At 65.5% G+C, this 20538-nt stretch carries 19 protein-coding genes; 7 read left to right on the forward strand and 12 right to left on the reverse strand.

Translation table 11 applies throughout. The features are described from left to right. Window positions 1-5 precede the first annotated feature (5 nt). On the reverse strand, window positions 6-716 hold the full coding sequence (locus AC5RT4_RS07530) for a FadR/GntR family transcriptional regulator (protein WP_494105356.1): 711 nt from the start codon (window positions 714-716) through the stop codon (window positions 6-8). Between the two features lie 107 nt (window positions 717-823). On the opposite strand from AC5RT4_RS07530, the gene AC5RT4_RS07535 reads away from it, so the two are divergent. Next, window positions 824-2167 (forward strand): alpha-hydroxy acid oxidase, encoded by a 1344-nt coding sequence (locus AC5RT4_RS07535; RefSeq protein ID WP_494041468.1) that lies wholly within the window; start codon window positions 824-826, stop codon window positions 2165-2167. 24 nt (window positions 2168-2191) lie between these two features. Here AC5RT4_RS07535 and AC5RT4_RS07540 read toward each other — a convergent pair whose 3' ends face one another. Together AC5RT4_RS07540 and AC5RT4_RS07545 are read right to left on the reverse strand one after the other, a co-directional pair. Continuing rightward, the gene (locus tag AC5RT4_RS07540; RefSeq protein WP_494041467.1) at window positions 2192-2782 is read right to left on the reverse strand and encodes an ArsR/SmtB family transcription factor; all 591 of its coding nucleotides are present in this window, start codon (window positions 2780-2782) and stop codon (window positions 2192-2194) included. A gap of 78 nt (window positions 2783-2860) precedes the next feature. Then, entirely contained in the window at window positions 2861-4072 is a 1212-nt protein-coding gene (locus tag AC5RT4_RS07545) for an acetoin utilization protein AcuC (protein ID WP_494105357.1), read from the reverse strand. A 104-nt stretch (window positions 4073-4176) separates the two neighbouring features. Between AC5RT4_RS07545 and AC5RT4_RS07550 the strand changes: the two genes are divergently transcribed. Both AC5RT4_RS07550 and AC5RT4_RS07555 read left to right on the forward strand, forming a co-directional pair. Beyond that, window positions 4177-5607, forward strand: a complete 1431-nt coding sequence (locus AC5RT4_RS07550; protein WP_494041465.1) for a TrkH family potassium uptake protein — start codon at window positions 4177-4179, stop codon at window positions 5605-5607. Window positions 5608-5647: 40 nt separating this feature from the next. Next, window positions 5648-6286 (forward strand): potassium channel family protein, encoded by a 639-nt coding sequence (locus tag AC5RT4_RS07555; RefSeq protein WP_172801511.1) that lies wholly within the window; start codon window positions 5648-5650, stop codon window positions 6284-6286. Here AC5RT4_RS07555 and proC read toward each other — a convergent pair. From proC to AC5RT4_RS07580, 5 genes are all read right to left on the reverse strand, one after another. Continuing rightward, on the reverse strand, window positions 6283-7116 hold the full coding sequence (gene proC / locus AC5RT4_RS07560) for a pyrroline-5-carboxylate reductase (RefSeq protein ID WP_494105358.1): 834 nt from the start codon (window positions 7114-7116) through the stop codon (window positions 6283-6285). The genes AC5RT4_RS07555 and proC overlap by 4 nt on opposite strands. A gap of 288 nt (window positions 7117-7404) precedes the next feature. Next, a complete protein-coding gene (locus AC5RT4_RS07565; RefSeq protein WP_494105359.1) occupies window positions 7405-8391 on the reverse strand; it encodes a Ppx/GppA phosphatase family protein in 987 nt (328 codons plus the stop codon). A 71-nt stretch (window positions 8392-8462) separates the two neighbouring features. Then, window positions 8463-8915 (reverse strand): SseB family protein, encoded by a 453-nt coding sequence (locus AC5RT4_RS07570; protein WP_494105360.1) that lies wholly within the window; start codon window positions 8913-8915, stop codon window positions 8463-8465. A 61-nt stretch (window positions 8916-8976) separates the two neighbouring features. Beyond that, a complete protein-coding gene (topA, locus tag AC5RT4_RS07575; RefSeq protein WP_494105361.1) occupies window positions 8977-11703 on the reverse strand; it encodes a type I DNA topoisomerase in 2727 nt (908 codons plus the stop codon). Window positions 11704-11827: 124 nt separating this feature from the next. Then, entirely contained in the window at window positions 11828-13489 is a 1662-nt protein-coding gene (locus AC5RT4_RS07580) for a DUF7059 domain-containing protein (RefSeq protein WP_494105362.1), read from the reverse strand. Window positions 13490-13556: 67 nt separating this feature from the next. On the opposite strand from AC5RT4_RS07580, the gene AC5RT4_RS07585 reads away from it, so the two are divergent. After that, window positions 13557-14033, forward strand: a complete 477-nt coding sequence (locus tag AC5RT4_RS07585) for a DUF6023 family protein (RefSeq protein ID WP_494105363.1) — start codon at window positions 13557-13559, stop codon at window positions 14031-14033. Between the two features lie 62 nt (window positions 14034-14095). Next, on the forward strand, window positions 14096-14644 hold the full coding sequence (locus tag AC5RT4_RS07590) for a DUF6023 family protein (RefSeq protein ID WP_494105364.1): 549 nt from the start codon (window positions 14096-14098) through the stop codon (window positions 14642-14644). A gap of 67 nt (window positions 14645-14711) precedes the next feature. On the opposite strand, the gene trhO is transcribed toward AC5RT4_RS07590, so the two are convergent. After that, a complete protein-coding gene (gene trhO / locus AC5RT4_RS07595; protein WP_494105365.1) occupies window positions 14712-15605 on the reverse strand; it encodes an oxygen-dependent tRNA uridine(34) hydroxylase TrhO in 894 nt (297 codons plus the stop codon). 170 nt (window positions 15606-15775) lie between these two features. Here trhO and AC5RT4_RS07600 point away from each other — a divergent pair, with 170 nt between their 5' ends. Together AC5RT4_RS07600 and AC5RT4_RS07605 are read left to right on the forward strand one after the other, a co-directional pair. Further along, window positions 15776-16468: a GNAT family N-acetyltransferase gene (locus AC5RT4_RS07600; RefSeq protein WP_494041456.1), complete on the forward strand. Its 693-nt coding sequence runs from the start codon at window positions 15776-15778 to the stop codon at window positions 16466-16468. 82 nt (window positions 16469-16550) lie between these two features. Further along, a complete protein-coding gene (locus AC5RT4_RS07605; protein WP_494105366.1) occupies window positions 16551-18926 on the forward strand; it encodes a DEAD/DEAH box helicase in 2376 nt (791 codons plus the stop codon). A gap of 65 nt (window positions 18927-18991) precedes the next feature. On the opposite strand, the gene AC5RT4_RS07610 is transcribed toward AC5RT4_RS07605, so the two are convergent. The 3 genes from AC5RT4_RS07610 to AC5RT4_RS07620 are packed head-to-tail and all read right to left on the reverse strand — an operon-like array spanning window position 18992 to window position 20279. Continuing rightward, window positions 18992-19360, reverse strand: coding sequence for an Rv3654c family TadE-like protein (locus AC5RT4_RS07610; RefSeq protein ID WP_494041454.1), 369 nt, complete (start codon window positions 19358-19360; stop codon window positions 18992-18994). After that, window positions 19357-19932 (reverse strand): TadE family type IV pilus minor pilin, encoded by a 576-nt coding sequence (locus tag AC5RT4_RS07615; protein ID WP_494041453.1) that lies wholly within the window; start codon window positions 19930-19932, stop codon window positions 19357-19359. The genes AC5RT4_RS07610 and AC5RT4_RS07615 overlap by 4 nt, the downstream gene beginning before the upstream one ends. After that, window positions 19929-20279 carry a DUF4244 domain-containing protein gene (locus AC5RT4_RS07620; RefSeq protein ID WP_494041452.1) on the reverse strand — a complete coding sequence of 117 codons (351 nt, stop codon included), beginning with the start codon at window positions 20277-20279 and terminating at the stop codon, window positions 19929-19931. The genes AC5RT4_RS07615 and AC5RT4_RS07620 overlap by 4 nt, the downstream gene beginning before the upstream one ends. Window positions 20280-20538: the final 259 nt, after the last annotated feature.

Consider the following 20538-nt stretch of genomic DNA (forward strand, 5'->3'; position numbering starts at 1 on the left):
CCGCGCTACGGCCGGGCTGGCTCCGGACCGCCGGAAGCCAGCCCGGCCTCCTTGTAGTACCCCTCGATATGGGCAGCGACCAGCTTGGCCGCCCGCACGCCGTCGTTACCCTGCACAGCGGCCAATATGCTGTGATGCTCAGCCCGCAGGCGGGCGGCAGTGGCATCCCAGTCCGGAAGGTTGGCAGTGAGCCGGGATGCGTAGCCGGTAATGGATTCACGCAGCGACCCCATCATGGCGCTGACCACGGCATTGCCCGCGGCGTCGGCGAGGGCGAGGTGGAAACGGACGTCCAGGGCCAGGAACTCATCGACCGCCACCGCTTCCGCATCCATCTGGTCCAGCAGCCTTGCTGCGCCTGCTAGTTCCGGCGCGCCAGGCTTGGCATGCGACACCGCCCACGACTCGAGGAGCATGCGCGTCTCCACGATGTCCGCCACGGGAAGGTGCTGGGTGGCAACGTGCAGCCGCAGCGCAGAACCCAATGCCGCCGTCGGATCCGAAATGACAACCGTTCCCGCCTCCGGCCCGGACCCTACCCCCGCCCGTACTACGCCCATGGCTTCAAGGATCCGGATGGCTTCCCGGACAGAGGTGCGTGATACCTGCAGCTGCTCAGCGAGGGAACGCTCGGCCGGCAATCGGCCGCCCACAGCCAGCCGCCCCTCCGAGAGCTCATTCTCTATCCAGGCCAGGACAAGCTGATGGGTTTTCATGAGGCAATGGTAGTTGATGTGGTTGGACCACATGGCCTACAGTGTGGTTAGACCACAGAACGGCTTGCCCGATGGCAAGACCTGTCACCGGCCCAACGGAGGATGCCATGACCCACACCATTCAGCCCCATAACCCGGAGCTCACGCCTGCTCCGGAGGCCGCGGATGTTCCGGCAACGCCGGCAGCTGCCGTGACCCCGGCAGGCGCTGCTTCCGCCGTCCCCGCGGCACTGAAGCGCCGAATCCCCAAGTACTCGGACCTGGCTCCCCTGATGCAGTTCAAGAAGCCGGAGTTCAGCAAAGAAGCCCGGATCAAGCGCGCCAGCACGGTGTGGGAACTGCGGGACATCGCCAAGCGCCGCACCCCGCAGGCACCCTTTGATTACACCGACGGCGCAGCCGAAGAGGAAATCACCCTTCGCCGGGCCCGCCAGGCCTTCCTGGACATCGAATTCCGTCCGGGCATCCTGCGGAACGTCTCCGCCATCGACCTGACCACGGAAATCCTCGGCAAGCCGTCCCGCCTCCCGGTGGGCATCGCCCCCACCGGCTTCACCCGCATGATGCAGTCCGAAGGGGAGTACGCCGGGTCCCAGGCTGCTGAAGCCGCCGGAATCCCCTACACGCTCTCCACCATGGGCACCGCTTCCATTGAGGACGTGGCAGCAGCGGCCCCGAACGGCCGCAACTGGTTCCAGCTTTACCTGTGGACGGACCGCGACCGCTCGCTGGAACTCATCGAGCGGGCCGCCAAAGCCGGCAACGACACCCTGATGGTTACCGTGGACACGGCGGTGGCCGGCGCCCGGCTCCGCGACGTCCGCAACGGCATGACCATCCCGCCGGCGCTCACCATCAAGACCGTTTTGGACGCCTCCTACCGCCCGGCCTGGTGGTTCAACTTCCTCACCCACGAGCCGCTTACGTTCGCATCGCTGTCCCGCTACACGGGCACCGTTGCCGACCTGATCAACTCCATGTTCGACCCCACCCTCACCTTCGAGGACCTGGACTGGCTGCGCGAGACCTGGAAGGGCAAGCTGGTGGTCAAGGGCATCCAGACCGTCGAGGACGCCCGCCGGGTGGTCGACCATGGCGCAGACGGCATAATTCTTTCCAACCACGGCGGCCGCCAGCTGGACCGGGCCCCCATTCCGTTCCACCTGCTCCCAGAGGTCAAGCAGGCATTCACCGCGGACAACACCGACGCCGCGATCATGCTGGACACCGGCATCATGAGCGGTGCCGACATCGTGGCGGCCCTGGCCCTCGGCGCGGACTTCACACTGATCGGCCGCGCCTACCTCTACGGCCTGATGGCGGGCGGCCGCGCCGGCGTTGACCGCACCATCCAGATCCTCGAAAAGGACATGGCCCGCACCATGGCCCTGCTGGGTGTCAGCAAAATCTCCGAACTGACCCCGGAGCACGTGCGGCTGCTCAACAAGTAGGCGCCGCTGAGTTGACTTAAGGGGCTACTTTTTCCGGCCGAACTTGGGGAGGTTGGGCAGGTTCGCCAGCAGGTCGGCTGCCTTGGTGGCCGCCCGGCCCACGGTCCGGCCGATCTGCTGGGGCACGCTGTCATCGCTGAGCGGGGCAACAGTTCCGCCCGGAATGACGACGGCGGGACTCAGGTCGGTGCCGTCCGGCGCCAGCACTCCGGCGGAGACAGCGTCAGCGGCCACTGCGTCGGCTGTGAGGTCTTCCCGCGCAGTAGAGGCAGGAGCCGGAGAGGCAGGAGCCGGAGAATCCCCATCCGGGGTCGAGGCAACAGTTGCAGGTGCCGGCGGAGCGGAAGCCGCGGCGCCGACGTCGAATGTTTCGAGCCAGCTGGCAATCCCCTCCAGCGGCTTGCGGTTCAGCGCGTAGTAGCGCTTCTGGCCCTGGGCGCGCATGCTCACCAGCTGGGCTTCCCGCAGGACCTTCAGGTGCTTGGAAATGGTGGGCTGGCTCGCCGCCAATTCCTCCACGAGCTCCCCGACAGCCTTGTCCCCTGATCGAAGGGAGGTCAGGATGTCCCGACGGGTCGATTCCGCAATGACGGCAAATACGTCGTCTGTCACCATGCCTCCCACCCTAGCGACATATGCCTCGAAAGGCATCAACTATTTCGCCCGGCACGGGGCACGTGGAGGAGAATTCCGTTAGTCGAACCAGGGATCAAGTCCGTGCAGCGGAAAGACTGCCTTGCGGGTGGCCATAACGGTGCGGTCCACGGCGTCGTTAGGATCAAACCCCACTTCCCAAGACCGCCACCACAGCTCCACGTCGTCGCCCATCAGCCCGGGGGTGGCGGCGCCGAACTTTTCCTCGACGTACCTTCGCCAGTCCTCGGGAACGGCCGTCCGCAGCGGTACCGGCCTGCCCGCGGCAATGGCGATCAGGTGGCTCCAGGATCTGGGCACCACGTGCAGCACGTTGTACCCGCCACCGCCGGTGGCAATCCAGCGGTTGCCGCAGTAGCGGGCGGCAAGATTCCCGACGGCGGTTGCCGCCTCCCGCTGCCCGTCAACACTGAGGTTGAGGTGCGTGAGCGGGTCCGTCCGGTGCGAATCACAGCCGTGCTGGCTCACGATCACCTCGGGCTCGAACGCTGCCACCAGTTGGGGCACCACGGCATGGAAGGCCCTAAGCCAGCCGGCGTCTCCTGTCCCTGACGGCAAGGCGATGTTGACCGCAGTCCCCTCCGCGTTGGGTCCGCCGATTTCATTGGCGAAGCCGGTCCCGGGGAACAATGTGAGTCCGCTCTCGTGCAAGGACAAGGTGAGTACCCGGGGGTCGTCCCAGAAGATGCTTTCCGTCCCATCCCCGTGGTGGGCGTCGACGTCGATGTACGCCACTTTGCGGATGCCGCCGTCGAGCAGTTTCTGCACAGCAAGCGCGGCATCGTTGTAGATGCAGAACCCGCTGGCCTTGTCACGGGCGGCGTGGTGCATGCCGCCGCCGAAGTTCACCGCGTGCAGGGTTGATCCCTCCAGGATCTGGGTAGCGGCCAGCAGGGAGCCGCCCGCCAGCCTCGCTGCGGCCTCATGCATGCCGGCAAAAGCGGGATCGTCCTCAGTTCCCAGGCCCCGGAGCTCGTCCGCCGCGTAGGGGTCCTCACTGACCCTGCGGACCGCGGCCACGAATTCGGCCGAATGCACGGACTCCAGCTCGCCGTCGGTGGCGATCTCCGGCGCTGCCACTGCCAGGTGCTCCAGGTCGAAAAGTCCCAGGCTTTGCGCAAGGCGGGCCGTGAGGTCCATCCGTTCGGGCGCCATCGGGTGCCCCGGACCGAAGTTGTAAGCGGTCATGTCAGCGCCCCACACCACCGTCGTCGGCGGCGCGGGCTTGCTAAGACCGGGCAAATATGTCATCAATCACAGGCTACCCGAGCCTGCACCCGTTCCTGCCCGGCCATTACGCGGGCATAAGTGGTTTACTACTGAGGGAAGCCAAACAAACCGAGGAAAAGCCACACATGACGCAAAGCCAGTCGAGGCCCCGGAACCCGGCCAGCTGGCATCCCGCGCAGGAGCGGGAGGGCCTCTGGGTTCTTACACAGCTCCGCGACTTCATCGACGATATTGCCAACACGTCGCCCGCCAGGCTTGCCCTGAGCGCGTTCGCTGCGGTGTGTCTTGTGTTCACGTTCCTGCTGTCCCTGCCCATCTCCTCGGCCGCCGGCGTCGTCACGCCGCCGCACCAGGCTTTGTTCACGGCCGTCTCGGCGGTCTGCGTCACCGGCCTGACGGTTGTTTCGACAGCGGTGCACTGGTCCTTCTTCGGGCAGCTGGTAATCCTGGTCGGCATATTCATCGGTGGCCTTGGAACGCTGACACTCGCATCGCTGCTGGCGTTGATGGTGAGCAAGCGCCTTGGGGTCCGCGGAAAAATCATTGCTGCCGAATCGATGAACAACGCAGGCCGGCTGGGCGAGGTGGGTACCCTGCTGCGGATCGTCATCACCACGTCCGTGGTCATCGAAGCCATCCTTGCGCTTGCCCTGATCCCGCGGTTCCTCACCCTGGGCGAACCCTTCTGGCAGTCCGTGTGGCATGGTATCTTCTACGCCATTTCAGCCTTCAACAACGCCGGTTTCACGCCGCATTCGGACGGCATCGTTCCCTACGAAACGGACCTGTGGATCCTCGTCCCCCTGATGCTGGGCGTGTTCCTGGGCAGCCTCGGCTTTCCCGTGGTGATGGTCCTGCAGCAGAACGGCCTGAACTGGAAAAAGTGGAACCTGCACACCAAGCTCACCATTCAGGTCTCCTTCATACTGCTCCTGGCAGGAACGTTCCTGTGGGGGCTGATGGAGTGGGACAACAGCCGCACCATCGGCAGGATGGATTTGGGGGAAAAGTTCACCCATGCGCTCTTCGCGTCGGTGATGACGCGGTCCGGCGGATTCAACCTGGTGGACCAGAACCAGATGGAGTCCACCACCATGCTCCTGACCGACGCACTGATGTTTGCCGGCGGCGGTTCAGCCTCGACGGCGGGCGGCATCAAAGTGACCACCATCGCCGTGATGTTTTTGGCCATCGTGGCGGAAGCCCGCGGTGACGCCGACGTGAAGGTCTACGGCAGGACCATTCCGCAGGGCACCATGCGGGTTGCCATCTCGGTCATTGTTGCAGGAGCCACCTTGGTTTCCGTGTCCGCGTTCCTGCTGCTCCAGATCAGTGGAGCGTCTTTGGACCGCGTCCTGTTCGAAACCATCTCCGCCTTCGCCACGGTGGGCCTGAGCACCAACCTCAGTGCCGAGCTGCCGCCGTCGGGTGTTTATGTCCTGACCGCTCTGATGTTCATGGGCCGCGTGGGCACCGTGACCCTTGCCGCCGCCCTGGCCCTGCGCCAGCGCAGCCAGCTGTACCACTATCCCGAAGAGAGGCCCATCATTGGCTAGTTCCCCAGACGCCCCCAGGCGCCCCGCCCATAATGCCCCGGTGCTGGTCATTGGGCTGGGCCGCTTTGGTTCCTCCACGGCTGAGCAGCTCGTGAAGCAGGGCCGCGAAGTGCTCGCCATCGAACGGGACCGGACCCTTGTGCAGAAGTGGGCGCCGCTCCTTACGCACGTGGTGGAGGCCGACGCCACCAACATCGATGCCCTCCGCCAGCTCGGTGCTCAGGAGTTCAGCTCCGCCGTCGTAGGCGTCGGCACGTCCATCGAATCCTCGGTGCTCATTACGGTGAACCTGGTGGATCTTGGCATCGAACACCTCTGGGTGAAGGCCATCACGCCTTCCCACGGCAAAATCCTCACCCGCATCGGCGCGAACCACGTGATCTACCCGGAAGCCGACGCCGGCGTCCGCGCAGCACACCTGGTGTCCGGGCGCATGCTGGACTTTATCGAGTTCGACGACGACTTCGCCATCGTGAAAATGTACCCGCCGCGCGAGACCGTCGGGTTTACCCTGGACGAGTCCAAGGTCCGGTCCAAATACGGGGTGACGATTGTGGGCGTCAAGTCCCCCGGCGAGGACTTCACGTATGCCAGGCCCGAAACCAAGGTGTCCTCCCGGGACATGTTGATTGTCTCCGGCCACGTGGACCTGCTCGAGCGGTTTGCCGCCCGCCCCTAGCCGAGCTGTTTGGTGATCTCCGCGGCGCGGTCAGCCGCCGCGCGGGCACCGGCGGCGATGATGGACGGGATGCCCCGCTCGTCGAAGGTGGCGATGGCCCGTTCCGTGGTGCCGTTGGGGCTGGTCACTGCTTTGCGCAGCGCCGAGGGGTCCGCGCCCGGCTCGGCCAGCATGAATCCGGCGCCCGCCACCGTTTCCCGGGCCAGGAGCAGGGAGAGCTCCGCGTCCAGGCCCAGTTCCTCCCCTGCTGCGGCCATGGCCTCGGCAAGATAGAACGCGTAGGCCGGTCCCGAGCCGCTGATGGCCGACAGCGCGTCCACCTGTTCCTCGGGAACTTCGACGACGGTCCCCGCGCCCTGCAGGATGCCCTTGACCTTTTGGAGCTGCCCGGAAGTGCAGTTGGAGCCCGGCGAGACAGAGACAACACCGCGTCCCAGCTTGGCAGGAGTGTTGGGCATGGTGCGGATGACGGGCTGCCCGGCCGGAAGCGCCGCTTCCAGCTGGGCTATGGACACGGCCGCGGCAACGCTGACCACCACGGCGTCCGGCGCAAGGGCGCCGCTGATTTCCCGCGCCAGGTCCGTAATGCCGGCCGGCTTCACGCCCAGAATCACGACGGCGGACCCCTTGGCGGCCTGCTTGTTGTTGTCCGGTTCCTCCTCGCCTGCGATCGCGGTGACGCCGTGGTGGCGCTCCGCCAGCTCCGCGGCCCGCTCCGCGCGGCGGACGGTGGCCACGATGTCGGCCGGGTCCGTCCCGGCTTCCAGCAGACCGCTAAGGATGGCTTCGTTCATGGACCCACAGCCAAGAAAGGCGATTCGGTTGCTCATGGCTCCATCATTGCAGTTCACACCAGGCCGCGCCCAAACATATCCAGCAGCAAAATCCCCTAACCGGGAACTTCCGAAAAAGCGTTCACAGGTTGCTCACATGTTGGGCGCAGCTTCCTCACAAGTGCTGTCCCTAGAGTTGTTGTTACCTCATTGAGGGTGCGAGTGATGCGGCAGGCATGGGGATGCCTGCCAGGGCACCGGCGTACGTAACAGGTTTTCCCCCATTTTCCTGTCGCGGCCGCCGGTGCTTCCGCCTTTAAGCGCCGGTTCCGTCTTGCGGCTTTGTTAGACCGTTGCGCCGATGGCCGCGGGGGCGACGTGCGGCGCAGGCTCCAGCGGCCCGGAGAACACCAGCTGGTCGAGGCGGCGAAGGATCAAGCCCTCGCGGAGTGCCCACGGGCAGATCCTGATTTTCTTGAACTTAAAGAGCTCCAGGGCCGCCTCCGCCACCAGCGCTCCGGCAAGCAACTGGTGTGCCCGGGCTTCTGAAACGCCCGGCAGGTGGAGCCGGTCTTCCGCGCTCATGGCCGAGATGCGCTGCGCCCAGACCCCTAGATCGGACCCGTACAGCTCGCGCTTGACGTAGGGGCCGGCAGTGCTGGGGGCCGCGCCCGCGATCCGGGCGAGGGACCGGAAGGTTTTCGAGGTCCCTGCTACCAGGTTGGCCCGGCCCAGCCCATCGAATTCGCGGACAGCGGGCTTGAGCGTGGCTTGAATGTAGCGCCGCAGCTCTTTGACGCTCTTCGCCGAGGGCGGGTCCTCGGTCAGCCAGTCCCGGGTGAGCCGGCTGGCACCGAGAGGCACAGACGTGGCAACCTCCGGCAGTTCGTCCTGGCCGAAGGCCATCTCGAAAGAGCCGCCGCCGATATCCAGGTTCAGGATGGGGCCGGCGCCCCAGCCGTGCCAGCGCCGGACGGCGAAGAAGGTCATGGACGCTTCCTCGCTGCCCGTGAGTTCCTGCAGTGTGACAGTCGTTTCGTGCTTGACCCGGGCCAGGACTTCGGGGCCGTTGGTGGCCTCGCGGATGGCGGAGGTACAAAAGGCCAGAAGGTCCTCGGCCTTGTGCCGGGCCGCGAATTCCCACGCCTCAAGCACGAACTCCGTGAGCTCATGCTGCCCGGTATCGCTGATGCTGCCGTCCGCCTCCAGATACTGGACCAGGGAGAGCGGACGCTTGTGCGACGCGAACGGCACTGGCCGCGCGCCGGGGTGGGCATCCACCAGTAGGAGGTGGACAGTGTTGGACCCGATATCGAGGACGCCTAGCCGCATGCTGCCATTATTCCCCGGTCCGGCGGTTCCGGCCCAACCGGCACGTCATGTCTGGCGACTCAGGGGAAGTGTCAGTTTTCGGCCGGGCCCGAGGGGTCGCCGTCGGGGAGCTCGTCGGCACGCTTGAAATCGCGCTTGATGTTGGCAATGCCTTCGGGGTTGACCTCGAAACCGTAGGCGGCGCCCGGGTTGATGACCATGCCGAGTTCTTCGCCGATGTTGGCGATGATGGCAGCGCCCTGGGTGCCGAGGACGTTCGGCGCTGCGTCCAGGTACTGCTGGTCAACGCGGCTCGGGTGCGAGAAGACAGCCAGGACGGGATCGCCGTCGGCATTGGCAAGGACCAGCGGCTCCACCTGGGAATCCTCGCCCTCGATGCCGTCCGAGCTGACGATGTAGACCTCGCTGTTCAGGAAGGACAGGATGACGTCCACGGGGCTGGCATCAGGCTGTCCGCCCTGGGCGAGCTTCTCCTCAAGGTCGTTCAGCGGCTGGGGATCGATGTGCGCAGGCTGTTCGGTCATACACCTACATGATCACGCGGCGGACCACGGCGCAATTCCCCTCACCACCCGCCGGGCCACCCTACTTCTTCGCCGTGGCCTTCTTCTTGGCAGGAGCCTTGCGCGTGGCGGTGCGCTTGACCGGCCCCTTGGCACGCTTCTCCGCAAGGAGCTCCACAGCCTGTTCACGCGTCAGTTCCTCCAGGGCGGTGGCCCGCGGAACGGTGATGTTGGTGATGCCGTCGGTGATGTACGGGCCGAAGCGGCCTTCCTTCACCACGATGTTCTTTTCCGACACCGGGTCCGGGCCGAACTCCGCAAGTGGAGGCACGGCCGCCCGTGCACCGCGCTGCTTGGGCTGGGAGTAGATCTCCAGTGCCTGCTCCAGCGTGATGGTGAAGATTTCCTCCTCGGACCCGATGGACCGGGAGTCCGTCCCCTTCTTCAGGTACGGACCAAACCGGCCGTTCTGCACGGTGATGAGGTTGCCTTCGGCGTCCTCACCCAGCGCACGCGGAAGGCTCATCAGCTGCAGTGCCTCATCAAGGGTCACGGAGTCCACCGTCATGGACTTGAACAGCGAACCGGTCCGCGGCTTGGCCTTGACCGGCTTCTTGGGCGGTTTGGGCTTGCCGTTTTTGTAGTACTCCACCGGCTGGTTGGCGATCTGTTCCTCCGTCATCTCGGGGATGACTTCGGTGACGTAGGCGCCGTAGCGGCCGTTCTTGGCAACGACGGTGTGTCCCGTATGGGGGTCGGTGCCCAGCACGCGTTCCTCGGGAGCGGCGGTCTCCATCAACTCGATGGCCTTGGCGGCAGTAAGTTCGTCCGGGGCGAGGTCTTCCGGGACGTTCGCCCGGGGCGACTCCACGATCTCCCCGGTCTTCGGGTCCACGGTGGCGGCGGAGCTCTCAAGGTACGGGCCGAACTTGCCCACCCTGAGCGTGATTTCGTCCGTGATGGGAATGGAGTTGATCTCCCGCGCGTCGATTTCACCGAGGTTGTTGACGATGCTCAGCAGGCCCGGGTCCGTGTCCTCGCCGAAGTAGAAGTGCCGCAGCCAGGAAGCACCCGCAGCCTGGCCGTTGGCGATCTTGTCCAGGTCGCCTTCCATGTCCGCGGTGAACTCGTAGTCCACGTAGTCGCTGAAGTGCTGCTCCAGCAGCCGGATGACCGAGAAGGCGATCCAGCTCGGGACCAACGCGGAGCCCTGTTTCCGGACGTAGCCGCGGTCCTGGATGGTGGAGATGGTGGACGCGTACGTGGACGGGCGTCCGATGCCCTTCTTTTCCAGTTCCGCCGTCAGCGAGGCTTCGGTGTAACGCGGCGGCGGTGAGGTTTCGTGGCCAACTGCGATGATGTCCGAGGCCTTGAGCGCATCGCCCTTCGTGACGTTGGGGAGGCGGCGGGCTTCATCCGAGTCGTCGTCGCCGCGGGTCTCGTCCTTGCCTTCCTCGTAAGCGGCGAGGAAGCCGGGGAAAGTGATCACGGTGCCGGACGCGGAGAACTCGGCGTCCCGCCCGTCGGAGGCCACCGCACCAAGGCGGATGGTCGCCGTCGAACCCTTGGCGTCAGCCATCTGGGACGCGACGGTCCGCTTCCAGATCAACTCGTAAAGCCGGAACTCGTCACCCGAAAGCTGCTTGGCCACCTGCGCGGGGGTCCGGAAGGAGTCACCCGCGGGACGGATGGCCTCGTGGGCTTCCTGCGCGTTTGCTGCCTTGTTGGAGTAGACGCGGGGAGATCCCGGGATGTACTCGGGGCCGTACAGTTCGGAAGCCTGCCGCCGGGCAGCAGTCACGGCCTCGTCACTGAGCGCGGAGGAGTCCGTACGCATATAGGTGATGTAGCCGTTTTCGTACAGGCGCTGGGCGATCTGCATGGTGCTCTTGGAGGAAAAGCGCAGCTTACGGCCGGCTTCCTGCTGCAGCGTGGAGGTGGTGAACGGCGCAGCCGGCCGGCGGGTGTACGGCTTGGTGTCAACGGAACGGACGCGGAACTCTGCGTCCTGCAGCCCAGCCGCCAGGGACGTTGCGAGCTCCTCGTTAAGGTGGGCGACGTTCTTGGACGTCAGAACGCCGTCGTCGTTGAAGTCACGGCCGGTAGCCACCTTGGAGCCGTCAACGCTGGCAAGCTTCGCTTTGAAGGAGCCAGCGTCGGCGCCGAACTGGCCGGTGAGGTCCCAGTAGGAGGCGGCTGTGAAGGCCATCCGCTCACGTTCGCGGTCCACCACCATACGGGTGACCACGGACTGCACGCGGCCGGCGGAAAGCCCGCGCGCCACCTTGCGCCACAGCACCGGGGAGATCTCGTAGCCGTACAGGCGGTCCAGGACACGGCGGGTCTCCTGGGCGTCCACCAACGCCGAATCGACATCGCGCAGGTTGCCCATGGCGCGCTGGATGGCTTCCTTGGTAATTTCGCCGAACGTCATCCGGTATACCGGTACCTTGGGCTTGAGCACTTCCAGCAGGTGCCACGCGATGGCTTCGCCCTCGCGGTCCCCATCGGTCGCGAGATAAAGTTCGTCGGCGTCCTTGAGCGCAGCCTTGAGCTCGGTCACCTTTTTCTTTTTGTCCGGGGACACCACGTAGTAGGGCTTGAAGTCGTGGTCAATGTCGACGGCGAACTTGCCTACCGAGGTTTTCTTCAGTTCGGCAGGGAGTTCGGACGGCTGCGGCAGGTCGCGGATGTGACCAATGGAGGCCTCTACGATGAAGCCCTCGCCCAGGTACTTGGCGATGGTCTTGCTCTTGGCCGGAGACTCCACAATCACGAGTTTCTTGCCGGTTTTGGCCTTGCTTGGCACGGTGCTCCTACAGAAAAAGGTTGCTCGGGCAGATGCGCCCATACTGGCCTAGTTCACCATATTTTGAAGAATTGTGCGCATTCATGTGGAAAACAAGGGGGTTACCCGGAAGGCCCTCCGCGTCTTAATCCCCGGCCGGAATCAGGAACCCATCGCGAACCAGATTGGCCACGTCGGCGAGCAAACCGCGCCGGAAGGAGCCGGCGTCGAACCCTTCCTCCCCCACCACGCCGCCGCCCAGCAGCGCCTCCAGCGCACCGGCTATCTGCCCGGCGGACAGGTCGCCGTCGCAGGCCGAAACAAACCCGACGAGTTCGGTGCTGAGGAGGTTCGTCCGGCGCAGGCCGGCGCCCTGCCGAAGCAGGATTACGCCGGGGTGCTCGGCGCCGGGCCGTTGGTGGCGTTCCTCGGTGACATCGTCCGCAACCAGCAGGTGCGCGTCGCTGACGCTGTTGGCAGCCAGCCAGTCCTGGCGGTTCAGCGCCGCACCCAAGTGGGGCCCGATCGGCTGCTCAATGGGGTAAGTGATTTCCTCAAACCGGTTGAAAGCGGCCTGCGCCGGGTCAAGGGGGCGCCGGAGCAGCACCATCCCGAAACCGATCCCCGCCACGTTGCGTGACTCGAAGTCTTCGAGGTAGGCGGCGTAGGCCTCCTTGTAGTGTTGCCGGTCCCGGCCCTCGGACGCGTCACGCAGCCAGGTCTCGGCGTACTCCTCCGGGCCCACCGTCTCGCGCTGGATGAACCAGGCGTCCGTCCCGGCGGGCACCCAGCCTTGAGGGCGCTCCTGCCAGGCGGCGCCGGCCTGCACTTCCCAGTTTCCAAGCATTTGCGCCGTTCCGCCGGGAGCGAGCACAGCCGGCAGCCCGGCCACGAGGGCTGCCACAATCTCATCACCCGGAAGGCCGCCGTCGCGATAGGTAAACTGCTCTGACGCTTCCTCCCCCGCGCTCCGCGGTGTGATGACGAAGGGCGGGTTGGAGACCACCAGGCCGAATTCCTCGCCCGCCACGGGCTCCAGGAGCGAACCCAGGCGCAGGCTCACCCTGTCCTCCAGCCGGGCCGGATCCACGGACAGCGCCACGGCGTTTAGCAGGATGTTGAACCTGGTAAAGGCCAGGGCGCGTTCAGAAATGTCGGTAGCTGTGACGTGCCCGCAATGGTGCAGCAGGTGGAAGGCCTGGATGCCGCATCCCGTCCCCAGGTCCAGTGCCCGCTCGGTGTGCTGCCGGAACGTGGTCTGCACCAGGGTGGTGGACGCCTGCCCGATGCCCAGAACGTGGTCGTGGCGGAGAACGCCTTCCTGCTGGTGTGCCGCCAAGTCGCTGGCCACCCACAGTTCCGCCCCGCCGCTGCCGCCTGCGGTGTCATCCTCGGTGCCCTCCCAGCCGTAGGGCCGGAGGTCAGCCTTGGCTGCCAGGAGCGGACTGCCAGGAACGGGCTCCACCAGCCCCAGCTCCTGCAGGCCCTCGGCGCGAATGCCCGGCAGGGCGGCGTCGAGCGTTGCACTTGCCTGCGGCTCGGCGAGCAGCCAGAGACGGACGACGGCGGCGAGCGCCGCGTTGCCCCCGTCCCGCTGCACAGCCCGGTCGGCAGCCAGCAGGGCCGGAATGAGCTGGTCCCGGTTCAGCGCACCGTAGGCCGGTTCGCCGAGGAGCCCGGCCACACCGTCGAGCGTGTAACCCACCAGGCGCAGGTCAGCGGCAAGTGCGGTGAGCAGCTCCGGAAGGTCGCTGCGGGGAGCGTCGGGGGTGTTGCCGTCGGTGAACTCATATGGGGATTTAGGCACTGCCCAAGTTTAGTCCGGCACCGGGAGCTGGGAACCGGGGCTGGGGCCAAGGCGGTAGCGTGGAGGTATGCCTCCACTGCCTTCCAGCCTTCCGTGCGCCCGGAAGCAGCCCGCCCGCCCGCAGCGTTCCCTGCTTACTGCCTGTGCGCCGGCGGGTATCGCTGCATTGGTGCTGGCGGGGTGCTCGCCCGTGGTCTCGATCGAAAACGCGGACGTTCCGCAGTGGCGCGCTACTGCACTGCCCACAGGTTCCGGCACCGTCATCGAAGATGCCGGCAAGATACTCAACCGGGACCGCACCGTTCAGGAGGCGGCCGACGTACCGGCCGGCCGGTATACCCTGACGGCCACCTGCGAGGGCGGGGGCAAGGCCTTCTTTGCGGTATCCCTGGACGGGGAAGCTGTGGTGGACGCCGGTGCGGCCTGCAACGGCAGCCGGGAAATCACCAAAATCACATTGCCGCAGTCGGGGAGGCTGGAAGTCAGCACCTCCAGCGTGGACTCCCCCTTGATCTACGCATACCAACTGGCGCCCGCAGAATAAGTCTGGTCCGCGGCGGCGTCCGGGCATACAGTCGGACTATGCCCAGAGTGCGGACGTGCTCCGTGCCTTTTCAGGGGCGGTCAGTCCGTGCGCGGCAGACGCGGAATCCGGCGGCCGCCGCCGTTCTCGGTGTTGTGCTGGCGGCCGGCCTGGCGCTGGGCGGCTGTGAATACACGTACGACGACGGCCGGAGCTGGAGCGGCGCGGCCGACGCGGGGGAAACGGTGGCCCCGGCGCCGGTGTTTACCCGGGATCCGCTGCAGCGCGAGCCCGTCAGTGAAGCCGAGCTTGGCGCCTGGGTGGCCCGAACCCTGCCGGAGACCGGGCATCCGGTGGTGCATGCCGGTGCCGGGCTCCTGGCGGCAGGCGAAGTCCGGACTGAAAACACAGCCGTGGTGGGAACCGGCACGTACGCACTCGCGCTGACCTGCCGAAGCCAGCGGCGGGTGACCTTCACGGTAAAGAGCGACTCGCTGACGCTGGTGGAGCTGGGGCTGCGGTGCGGGGTGAACCGCGAGAACGTCATTTATCTTTCCGCGGAGACAGCTTTGAGCATCACGGTGGAGTCCAGGACGGGCGCCAATTACGCCTACCGCCTCCGGCGCCTGTGACGCATGTCCTGTGCGATGCCCGTTCGTTTGCCGTGGGGTAAGTCCCGGGGACGCGGGCTGGTGGTCCCTAAGCGGAGCAGCCTTCCGGGCACAGCAGGGTTTCCGGGCTGGAAGCGCAGTCGGCACAATACAGGGTGAGGGTGCGGCAACTGGGGTTGGAGCAGTTCTCGAATTTGCTGGTGGGCGCCGCGCAGCGGGTGCATTGCCCGATGGTCTTGGCGTCCTCGCTGAACTCGAGGTGCATGCGCTTATCGAACACGTACAGCGAGCCTTCCCACAGGCCCTGGTCCTTGAAGGTTTCGCCGTACCGGACAATGCCGCCGTCCAGCTGGTACACCTCCTTAAACCCGCGGTTGACCATCAGGCTGGAAAGCACCTCGCAGCGGATGCCGCCGGTGCAGTAGGTAACCACGGGCTTGTCTTTGAGGGAGTCGTACTTGCCGGATTCGAGCTCCTTGATGAAGTCGTGGGTCGTGGCGACATCCGGGACCACTGCGTCCTTGAACCGGCCGATCTGGGCTTCGAAGGCGTTCCTGCCGTCAAAGAAAACCACCTCTTCGCCGTCCTGCTTTTTCGCATCGACCAGTTCGTGCAGTTCTTCGGGCTTAAGGTGCACGCCGCCGCCCACTACGCCGTTGGCGTCCACCTGGAGTTCACCTGGCGCGCCGAACGAGACAATCTCATCCCGCACCTTAACGCTGAGCCGGGGAAAGTCCTCCGCACCGCCGTCGGACCATTTAACGTCGATGCCATGGAAACCCTCGTATTCCCGGGTGGTCTTGACGTACTGCTTGACGGCGCCGATCTCGCCGCCCACCGTGGCGTTAATGCCGTCCTTGGAAATGATGATCCGCCCGGTAAGTCCCAGCTTCTCGCAGAGGGCGCGCTGCCAGAGCCGCACAGCGTCCGGATCAGCGATGGGGGTAAAGCCGTAAAAAAGCACAATTCGGTTCAAAGCCACGTATTTAAGGTTACCGGCTGCGATTCCGGCAGCCCGCCTGCCCGTATTTCACGGACGGCAGTGAACCGTCACTGCGTCCATTGTGACGGCGCATCACAATTGCATAAGCACCGGGCCTCCCGCCCTGCCTACCCCTGTTGCTTGTGACTGCGCTGGAATAGTCTCATCCCATGAGCCCGGAAACCATGGTTAATGACATCACTGGCCTTCTCGAAGTATGGGTCGCCGGCTGGGCAGGCTGCCGCGGCTACCGGACGTCCGCCGAAGGCCGCTTCCCCGCCGCGCTACGGGCCGACACCACCGGCGAGTGGGAGTTGTTCGCATCCGAGCCTACGGATGCGGAGTTTGCAGCCCTAGCTGCAAAGACTGCGGAAGTGCCGGCGAGGGGTCTGACCATCCTGAGCAACGACCTCGCCCGCTATTCGGTCCTTGCCCTGCAGCATGGTTTGAACGTCACCTCCGACTCCCAGGCCATGATGATTGTGGACATGGAAACCCAGGATGCCGAGGATCCCTGGCTGTCCGACGATGACCTGGCCCTGACAACGTCGATGCAGGACGGCGTGCATTACGCTGTTGTCCGTTCCGGGGAGACCCTTGCAGCCAGCGGCCGCGTTTTTGTGGTGGGCGATACCGCAGTGTTCGACAAAATCATTACCGAACCGGCCTTCCAGCGGCGTGGTCTGGGAAGCTTCATCATGCGCGCACTGGCGGCGCAGGCATTCGAACATGATGTCCAAACAGGTCTGCTGCTGGCTTCCCTCGACGGCCAGAAGTTGTATTCCCACCTTGGCTGGACCACCGTCTCGCGCGTGCTGATGCTCTCGTCATCCCGCGACGGGGCCGATCTCTCGCTGAGTTAACCCCGGCCCCAGGCCCGCCTCGCCGGTTACACCGACGGCGAACCGGGCCTGCCGGTAAGCCCCGGGGTGAAACAATATTGGGGTGAACCCCCACGACTCGCTGATACCCCTGCTGGGCCGCGGCCCGGACCCGGAGCAGCTGCGTCATGTCCGGACCATCCCCGCCCGGAAAGCCATCCACGGGCAGTGGCCGGAGTGGGTTCACCCGGATCTGGTGGCCGCCTACGGGTTGCTGGGTGTCCACAAGCCCTACCGCCACCAGGTGGAAGCGGCGGACATTGCCCACGGCGGAGAGCATGTTGTCGTTGCTACCGGAACCGCTTCCGGAAAGTCTCTCGCCTATCAGATGCCGGCGCTGGATGCCATCCACCGCTCCGAACTGCGCGTTCTTGCCGACCCGGGAAAGATCCACGACGACGGCGCGGTGGCCCTTTACCTGTCCCCCACCAAGGCACTCGCAGCTGACCAGTTGAACGCAATCAGGGCGTTGAAGCTGCCCACCGTCCGGGCGGAAACCTACGACGGCGACACCGACCCGGCTTCCCGGCGGTGGATCCGCGACCACGCGAACCTCATCCTGGCCAATCCTGACATGCTGCACTTTGGCATACTTCCGAACCACGCCTGGTGGGCTGGGTTTTTCCGCCGCCTCCGCTATGTCATCATTGACGAGGCCCACAGCTACCGCGGCGTTTTCGGCTCGCACGTAGCCAACCTGATGCGCCGGCTGCGGCGGATCTGCGCGTACTACGGAGCAGGGTCAGCCTTTCCCGAACCTGTCTTCATCGCAGCCTCCGCGACGGCTTCGGACCCTGAAGTTTCCTTCTCCCGGCTTATCGGGGCACCCGTCAAGGCGGTCTCGGAGGACGGCTCACCGCACGGCGCCACCACGGTTGCCTTTTGGGAACCTGCCTTGACCGAGGTGAAGGGCGAGAACGGCGCTAAGGAGCGGCGCACCGCTGTTGCTGAAACTGCGGACCTGCTCGCCAACCTGGTGTCAGCGCAGATCCGCACCATAGCCTTCATCAAATCCCGGCGCGGAGCCGAGACGATCTCGTCCATCACCAAACGCCTGCTGGACGAAGTGGATCCCAGCCTGCCGCAGCGTGTGGCTGCCTACCGTTCCGGATACCTTCCTGAAGAACGCCGGGCTGTGGAGAAAGCGCTCCGTTCCGGTCGGCTCCTGGGTGTTTCAAGCACCTCCGCTTTGGAGTTGGGCATCGACATTTCCGGGCTGGACGCTGTTCTGGTGGCCGGCTGGCCAGGGACCAGAGCCTCGCTGTTCCAGCAGATCGGGCGGGCAGGCAGGGCAGGACAGGACGCGATCGCGGCCTTTGTGGCAAGTGACGATCCACTGGATACCTTCCTGGTGAACCACCCGGAGGCAATCTTCGACGTCTCGGTTGAAGCGACTGTCTTCGATCCGTCGAACCCGTACGTGCTGGGACCGCACCTGTGCGCGGCCGCGGCCGAACTTCCGCTCGGTGCCGGCGAGCTTGACCTGTTCGGAAGCACCGCCGAGAGGCTCCTGGACCGCCTGGCAGCTCAGGGATATCTTCGCCACCGGCCTGCGGGCTGGTTCTGGACCCATTCCCAGAGCGCCGCGGCAATGGTAAACCTGCGGGCTGACGGCGGCGGCCCGGTGAGCATTGTCGACGCTGATACTGGCTCCCTCCTCGGAACGATGGACTCTCCCCAGACCCACTACCAGGCGCACACCGGTGCGGTCTACATCCACCAGGGCGACAGCTACGTGGTGGAGGACCTCAACGAGGACGACCATTGTGTAGTAGTCCGTCGCGCCAACCCGGACTACTACACCACGGCACGGGACGTGACGCAGATTGAGGTGCTGGAAACCCAGCGCACGGCCAGATGGGGCGACGTTTCTCTGCACTTCGGCGACGTTAAAGTCACCACGCAGGTGGTCTCCTTTCAAAGAAAGGCCCTGATTTCCAACGAGATCCTCGGTGAGGAACCGCTTGACCTCGGCGCCCGGGAACTCTTCACCAAGGCAGTGTGGTTCCTGGTGGACAACCGTTCCCTCACCGCGGCCGGACTGATTGAAGCCCAGTTCCCGGGTGCACTGCACGCCGCAGAACACGCAGCCATCGGTCTCCTTCCCCTGGTGGCGTCCAGTGACCGCTGGGACATCGGCGGGGTATCAACTGCCCTGCATGCCGACACCGGAGTGCCCACCATCTTCGTGTATGACGGGCACCCCGGCGGGGCCGGTTTTGCCGAACGCGGATTCGACAAGGCGCAGACATGGCTTGCCGCTACACGGGACGCCATCAAGGCCTGCGAATGCGAATCCGGCTGTCCTTCCTGTGTTCAGTCGCCCAAGTGTGGGAACAAAAACAACCCCCTGGACAAAGCAGCCGCGGTCACCCTGCTCGATGTTCTGCTGAAGAACGCCGCCGATGCCAGCGAAGTCAGCGTGGACGCCGGGCGCTGATCCGGAGCCCAGCCCGAGGAAGGTTCCCGTGCTTCAGCCCGGGCGGCCTCCGGAAGGACCGTCCGTTAGGGGGGAGGTCCTGCCCGGGCACGGGCGCTTGCTGCACCCAGGATGGAGCTGGCCGAAAGCTCAGTCATGACTTCGAGGGTGCTTCCCTCTCCCTCCGAGCAGCTGCGAAGGGCGGCCGCATGCCGGGCAGCGACCTCCGCAGCCACCGCGCAAGGGTCCCCGTCCGTGATGCCGCGCAAGGCGTCAGCCCCGGCGAGGGCAGCAAGATCAGCCGCCGCAGCCGCCCTGCTGGCCATCACGGCTGACTGGGCCAAAAGCAGCAACAGCACTATGGCCATCATGATGACAAAAGCCAGTCCCGCGGCCAGGACACTTCCGGATCCGCGTTCCCGGCTGTCCGTGCCCTGGCCTGCACCCGCCGTCAACTTGCTGCTGCCGTTTCGCTGCGCGTTGAAGCGCGGGCGGTAAGGGTCCAGGGAACAGAGGCCCCTAGTGGGCCGCCTACCCGGTCTGTGACCGTCACGCTGAGCCACTCACCCTCTGTTGCAACTACCGCCGAGGCTGACGCTCCTGAGAGGGTCCGGACAACCTTCTGCACAGTGGCGGAATCATCACCACGCGCCAGTGCCCGGGCGCCGGCCCGCGCTCCCTCTTCCAGCCGCAGTTGGGTAATACCGGCCGCCGCACCCGCGAGGAGCATGGCAAGCAGCAGCAGGACGGCTGGCAGTGTTACAGCGAACTCTGCGGTGACCGCACCGCGGGACGCTGCGGGCTTGCTGCTGCGGCTGCGGCTGCGGCTGCAGCTGCTGGTGCTGTGGCCGTTGCAGCTGCTGGTGCTGTGGCTGTTGCAGCGATCTGCCAACCGCAGGAGGCCGCCACTGGGGCAACGGTCTACCGCCGCGCGACCAGCAGCCGCTCCGGCCTGCAGCGCCGGAGCCGTCCGGCTGCCCGGACCTGGGGGCAGCCAACGTTGCAGCAGGTCCGGGACGCCGGTCATGGCAAGGCCAGCGCCGTGCGGATCAGGTTCAGCAGGAACCCCCGCACTTCCTCGCTGCGAAGGATGAAGACCAGCAGCCCGGCAAAGCCGACAGCCGCGAGAGTGGTGATGGCGTATTCAGCGGTGGCCATCCCCGCTTCCGACCCCAGCAACCGGCGGGCGCCCAAACGATGACCGGCGGCAGCTGCTCCGGGGTAGAGCTCGACGACGTTTGCCGGCAATGGAGGGGTGACGGCCTGTCGGGAGTAAAGGGGCCCGCCGCCGCTGAAGCGCCGTTTAGTGTTTGATCGGGCTGCTGCGAGCGCTGCAGTTCCGGTGGCGAAGTGGCGGTCCTGGTTGATGGACATGTGGTGTTTCCTTTCGGTTGGCCGGCAGGGTTGCCGGCTGCTTCGACTCTTCCGCGGCGCGCTCGAAGCGATAAGGCCCGCGCTTGTGTAAGTGGAAAAGCCATCTGGGTTCCCCTCTGTGGAGGGAAAGAGCGGACCATGCCAGTACGGCCGGAGCCGTCCCTCCGGCTGTCTGGCTTGATCTGCCGGGCATGCTGTTCCGGTTACTGGCCGGACGGGACCAGGGCGTCATTGGCCGGAAGGCACCGCGGTGTTACTG

Source organism: Arthrobacter sp. sptzw42, from assembly GCF_059089685.1.

Excerpts from the sequence above, each read along its gene's own strand:
- AC5RT4_RS07530 (WP_494105356.1), bottom strand. The coding sequence starts at position 716 with ATGAAAACCCATCAGCTTGTCCTGGCCTGGATAGAGAATGAGCTCTCG.
- AC5RT4_RS07565 (WP_494105359.1), bottom strand. The coding sequence starts at position 8,391 with ATGCGGCTAGGCGTCCTCGATATCGGGTCCAACACTGTCCACCTCCTA.
- AC5RT4_RS07600 (WP_494041456.1), top strand. The coding sequence starts at position 15,776 with ATGAGCCCGGAAACCATGGTTAATGACATCACTGGCCTTCTCGAAGTA.
- AC5RT4_RS07550 (WP_494041465.1), top strand. The coding sequence starts at position 4,177 with ATGACGCAAAGCCAGTCGAGGCCCCGGAACCCGGCCAGCTGGCATCCC.
- proC (WP_494105358.1), bottom strand. The coding sequence starts at position 7,116 with ATGAGCAACCGAATCGCCTTTCTTGGCTGTGGGTCCATGAACGAAGCC.
- AC5RT4_RS07585 (WP_494105363.1), top strand. The coding sequence starts at position 13,557 with ATGCCTCCACTGCCTTCCAGCCTTCCGTGCGCCCGGAAGCAGCCCGCC.
- AC5RT4_RS07620 (WP_494041452.1), bottom strand. The coding sequence starts at position 20,279 with ATGTCCATCAACCAGGACCGCCACTTCGCCACCGGAACTGCAGCGCTC.
- AC5RT4_RS07615 (WP_494041453.1), bottom strand. The coding sequence starts at position 19,932 with ATGACCGGCGTCCCGGACCTGCTGCAACGTTGGCTGCCCCCAGGTCCG.
- AC5RT4_RS07545 (WP_494105357.1), bottom strand. The coding sequence starts at position 4,072 with ATGACATATTTGCCCGGTCTTAGCAAGCCCGCGCCGCCGACGACGGTG.
- AC5RT4_RS07540 (WP_494041467.1), bottom strand. The coding sequence starts at position 2,782 with ATGGTGACAGACGACGTATTTGCCGTCATTGCGGAATCGACCCGTCGG.
- AC5RT4_RS07570 (WP_494105360.1), bottom strand. The coding sequence starts at position 8,915 with ATGACCGAACAGCCTGCGCACATCGATCCCCAGCCGCTGAACGACCTT.
- AC5RT4_RS07535 (WP_494041468.1), top strand. The coding sequence starts at position 824 with ATGACCCACACCATTCAGCCCCATAACCCGGAGCTCACGCCTGCTCCG.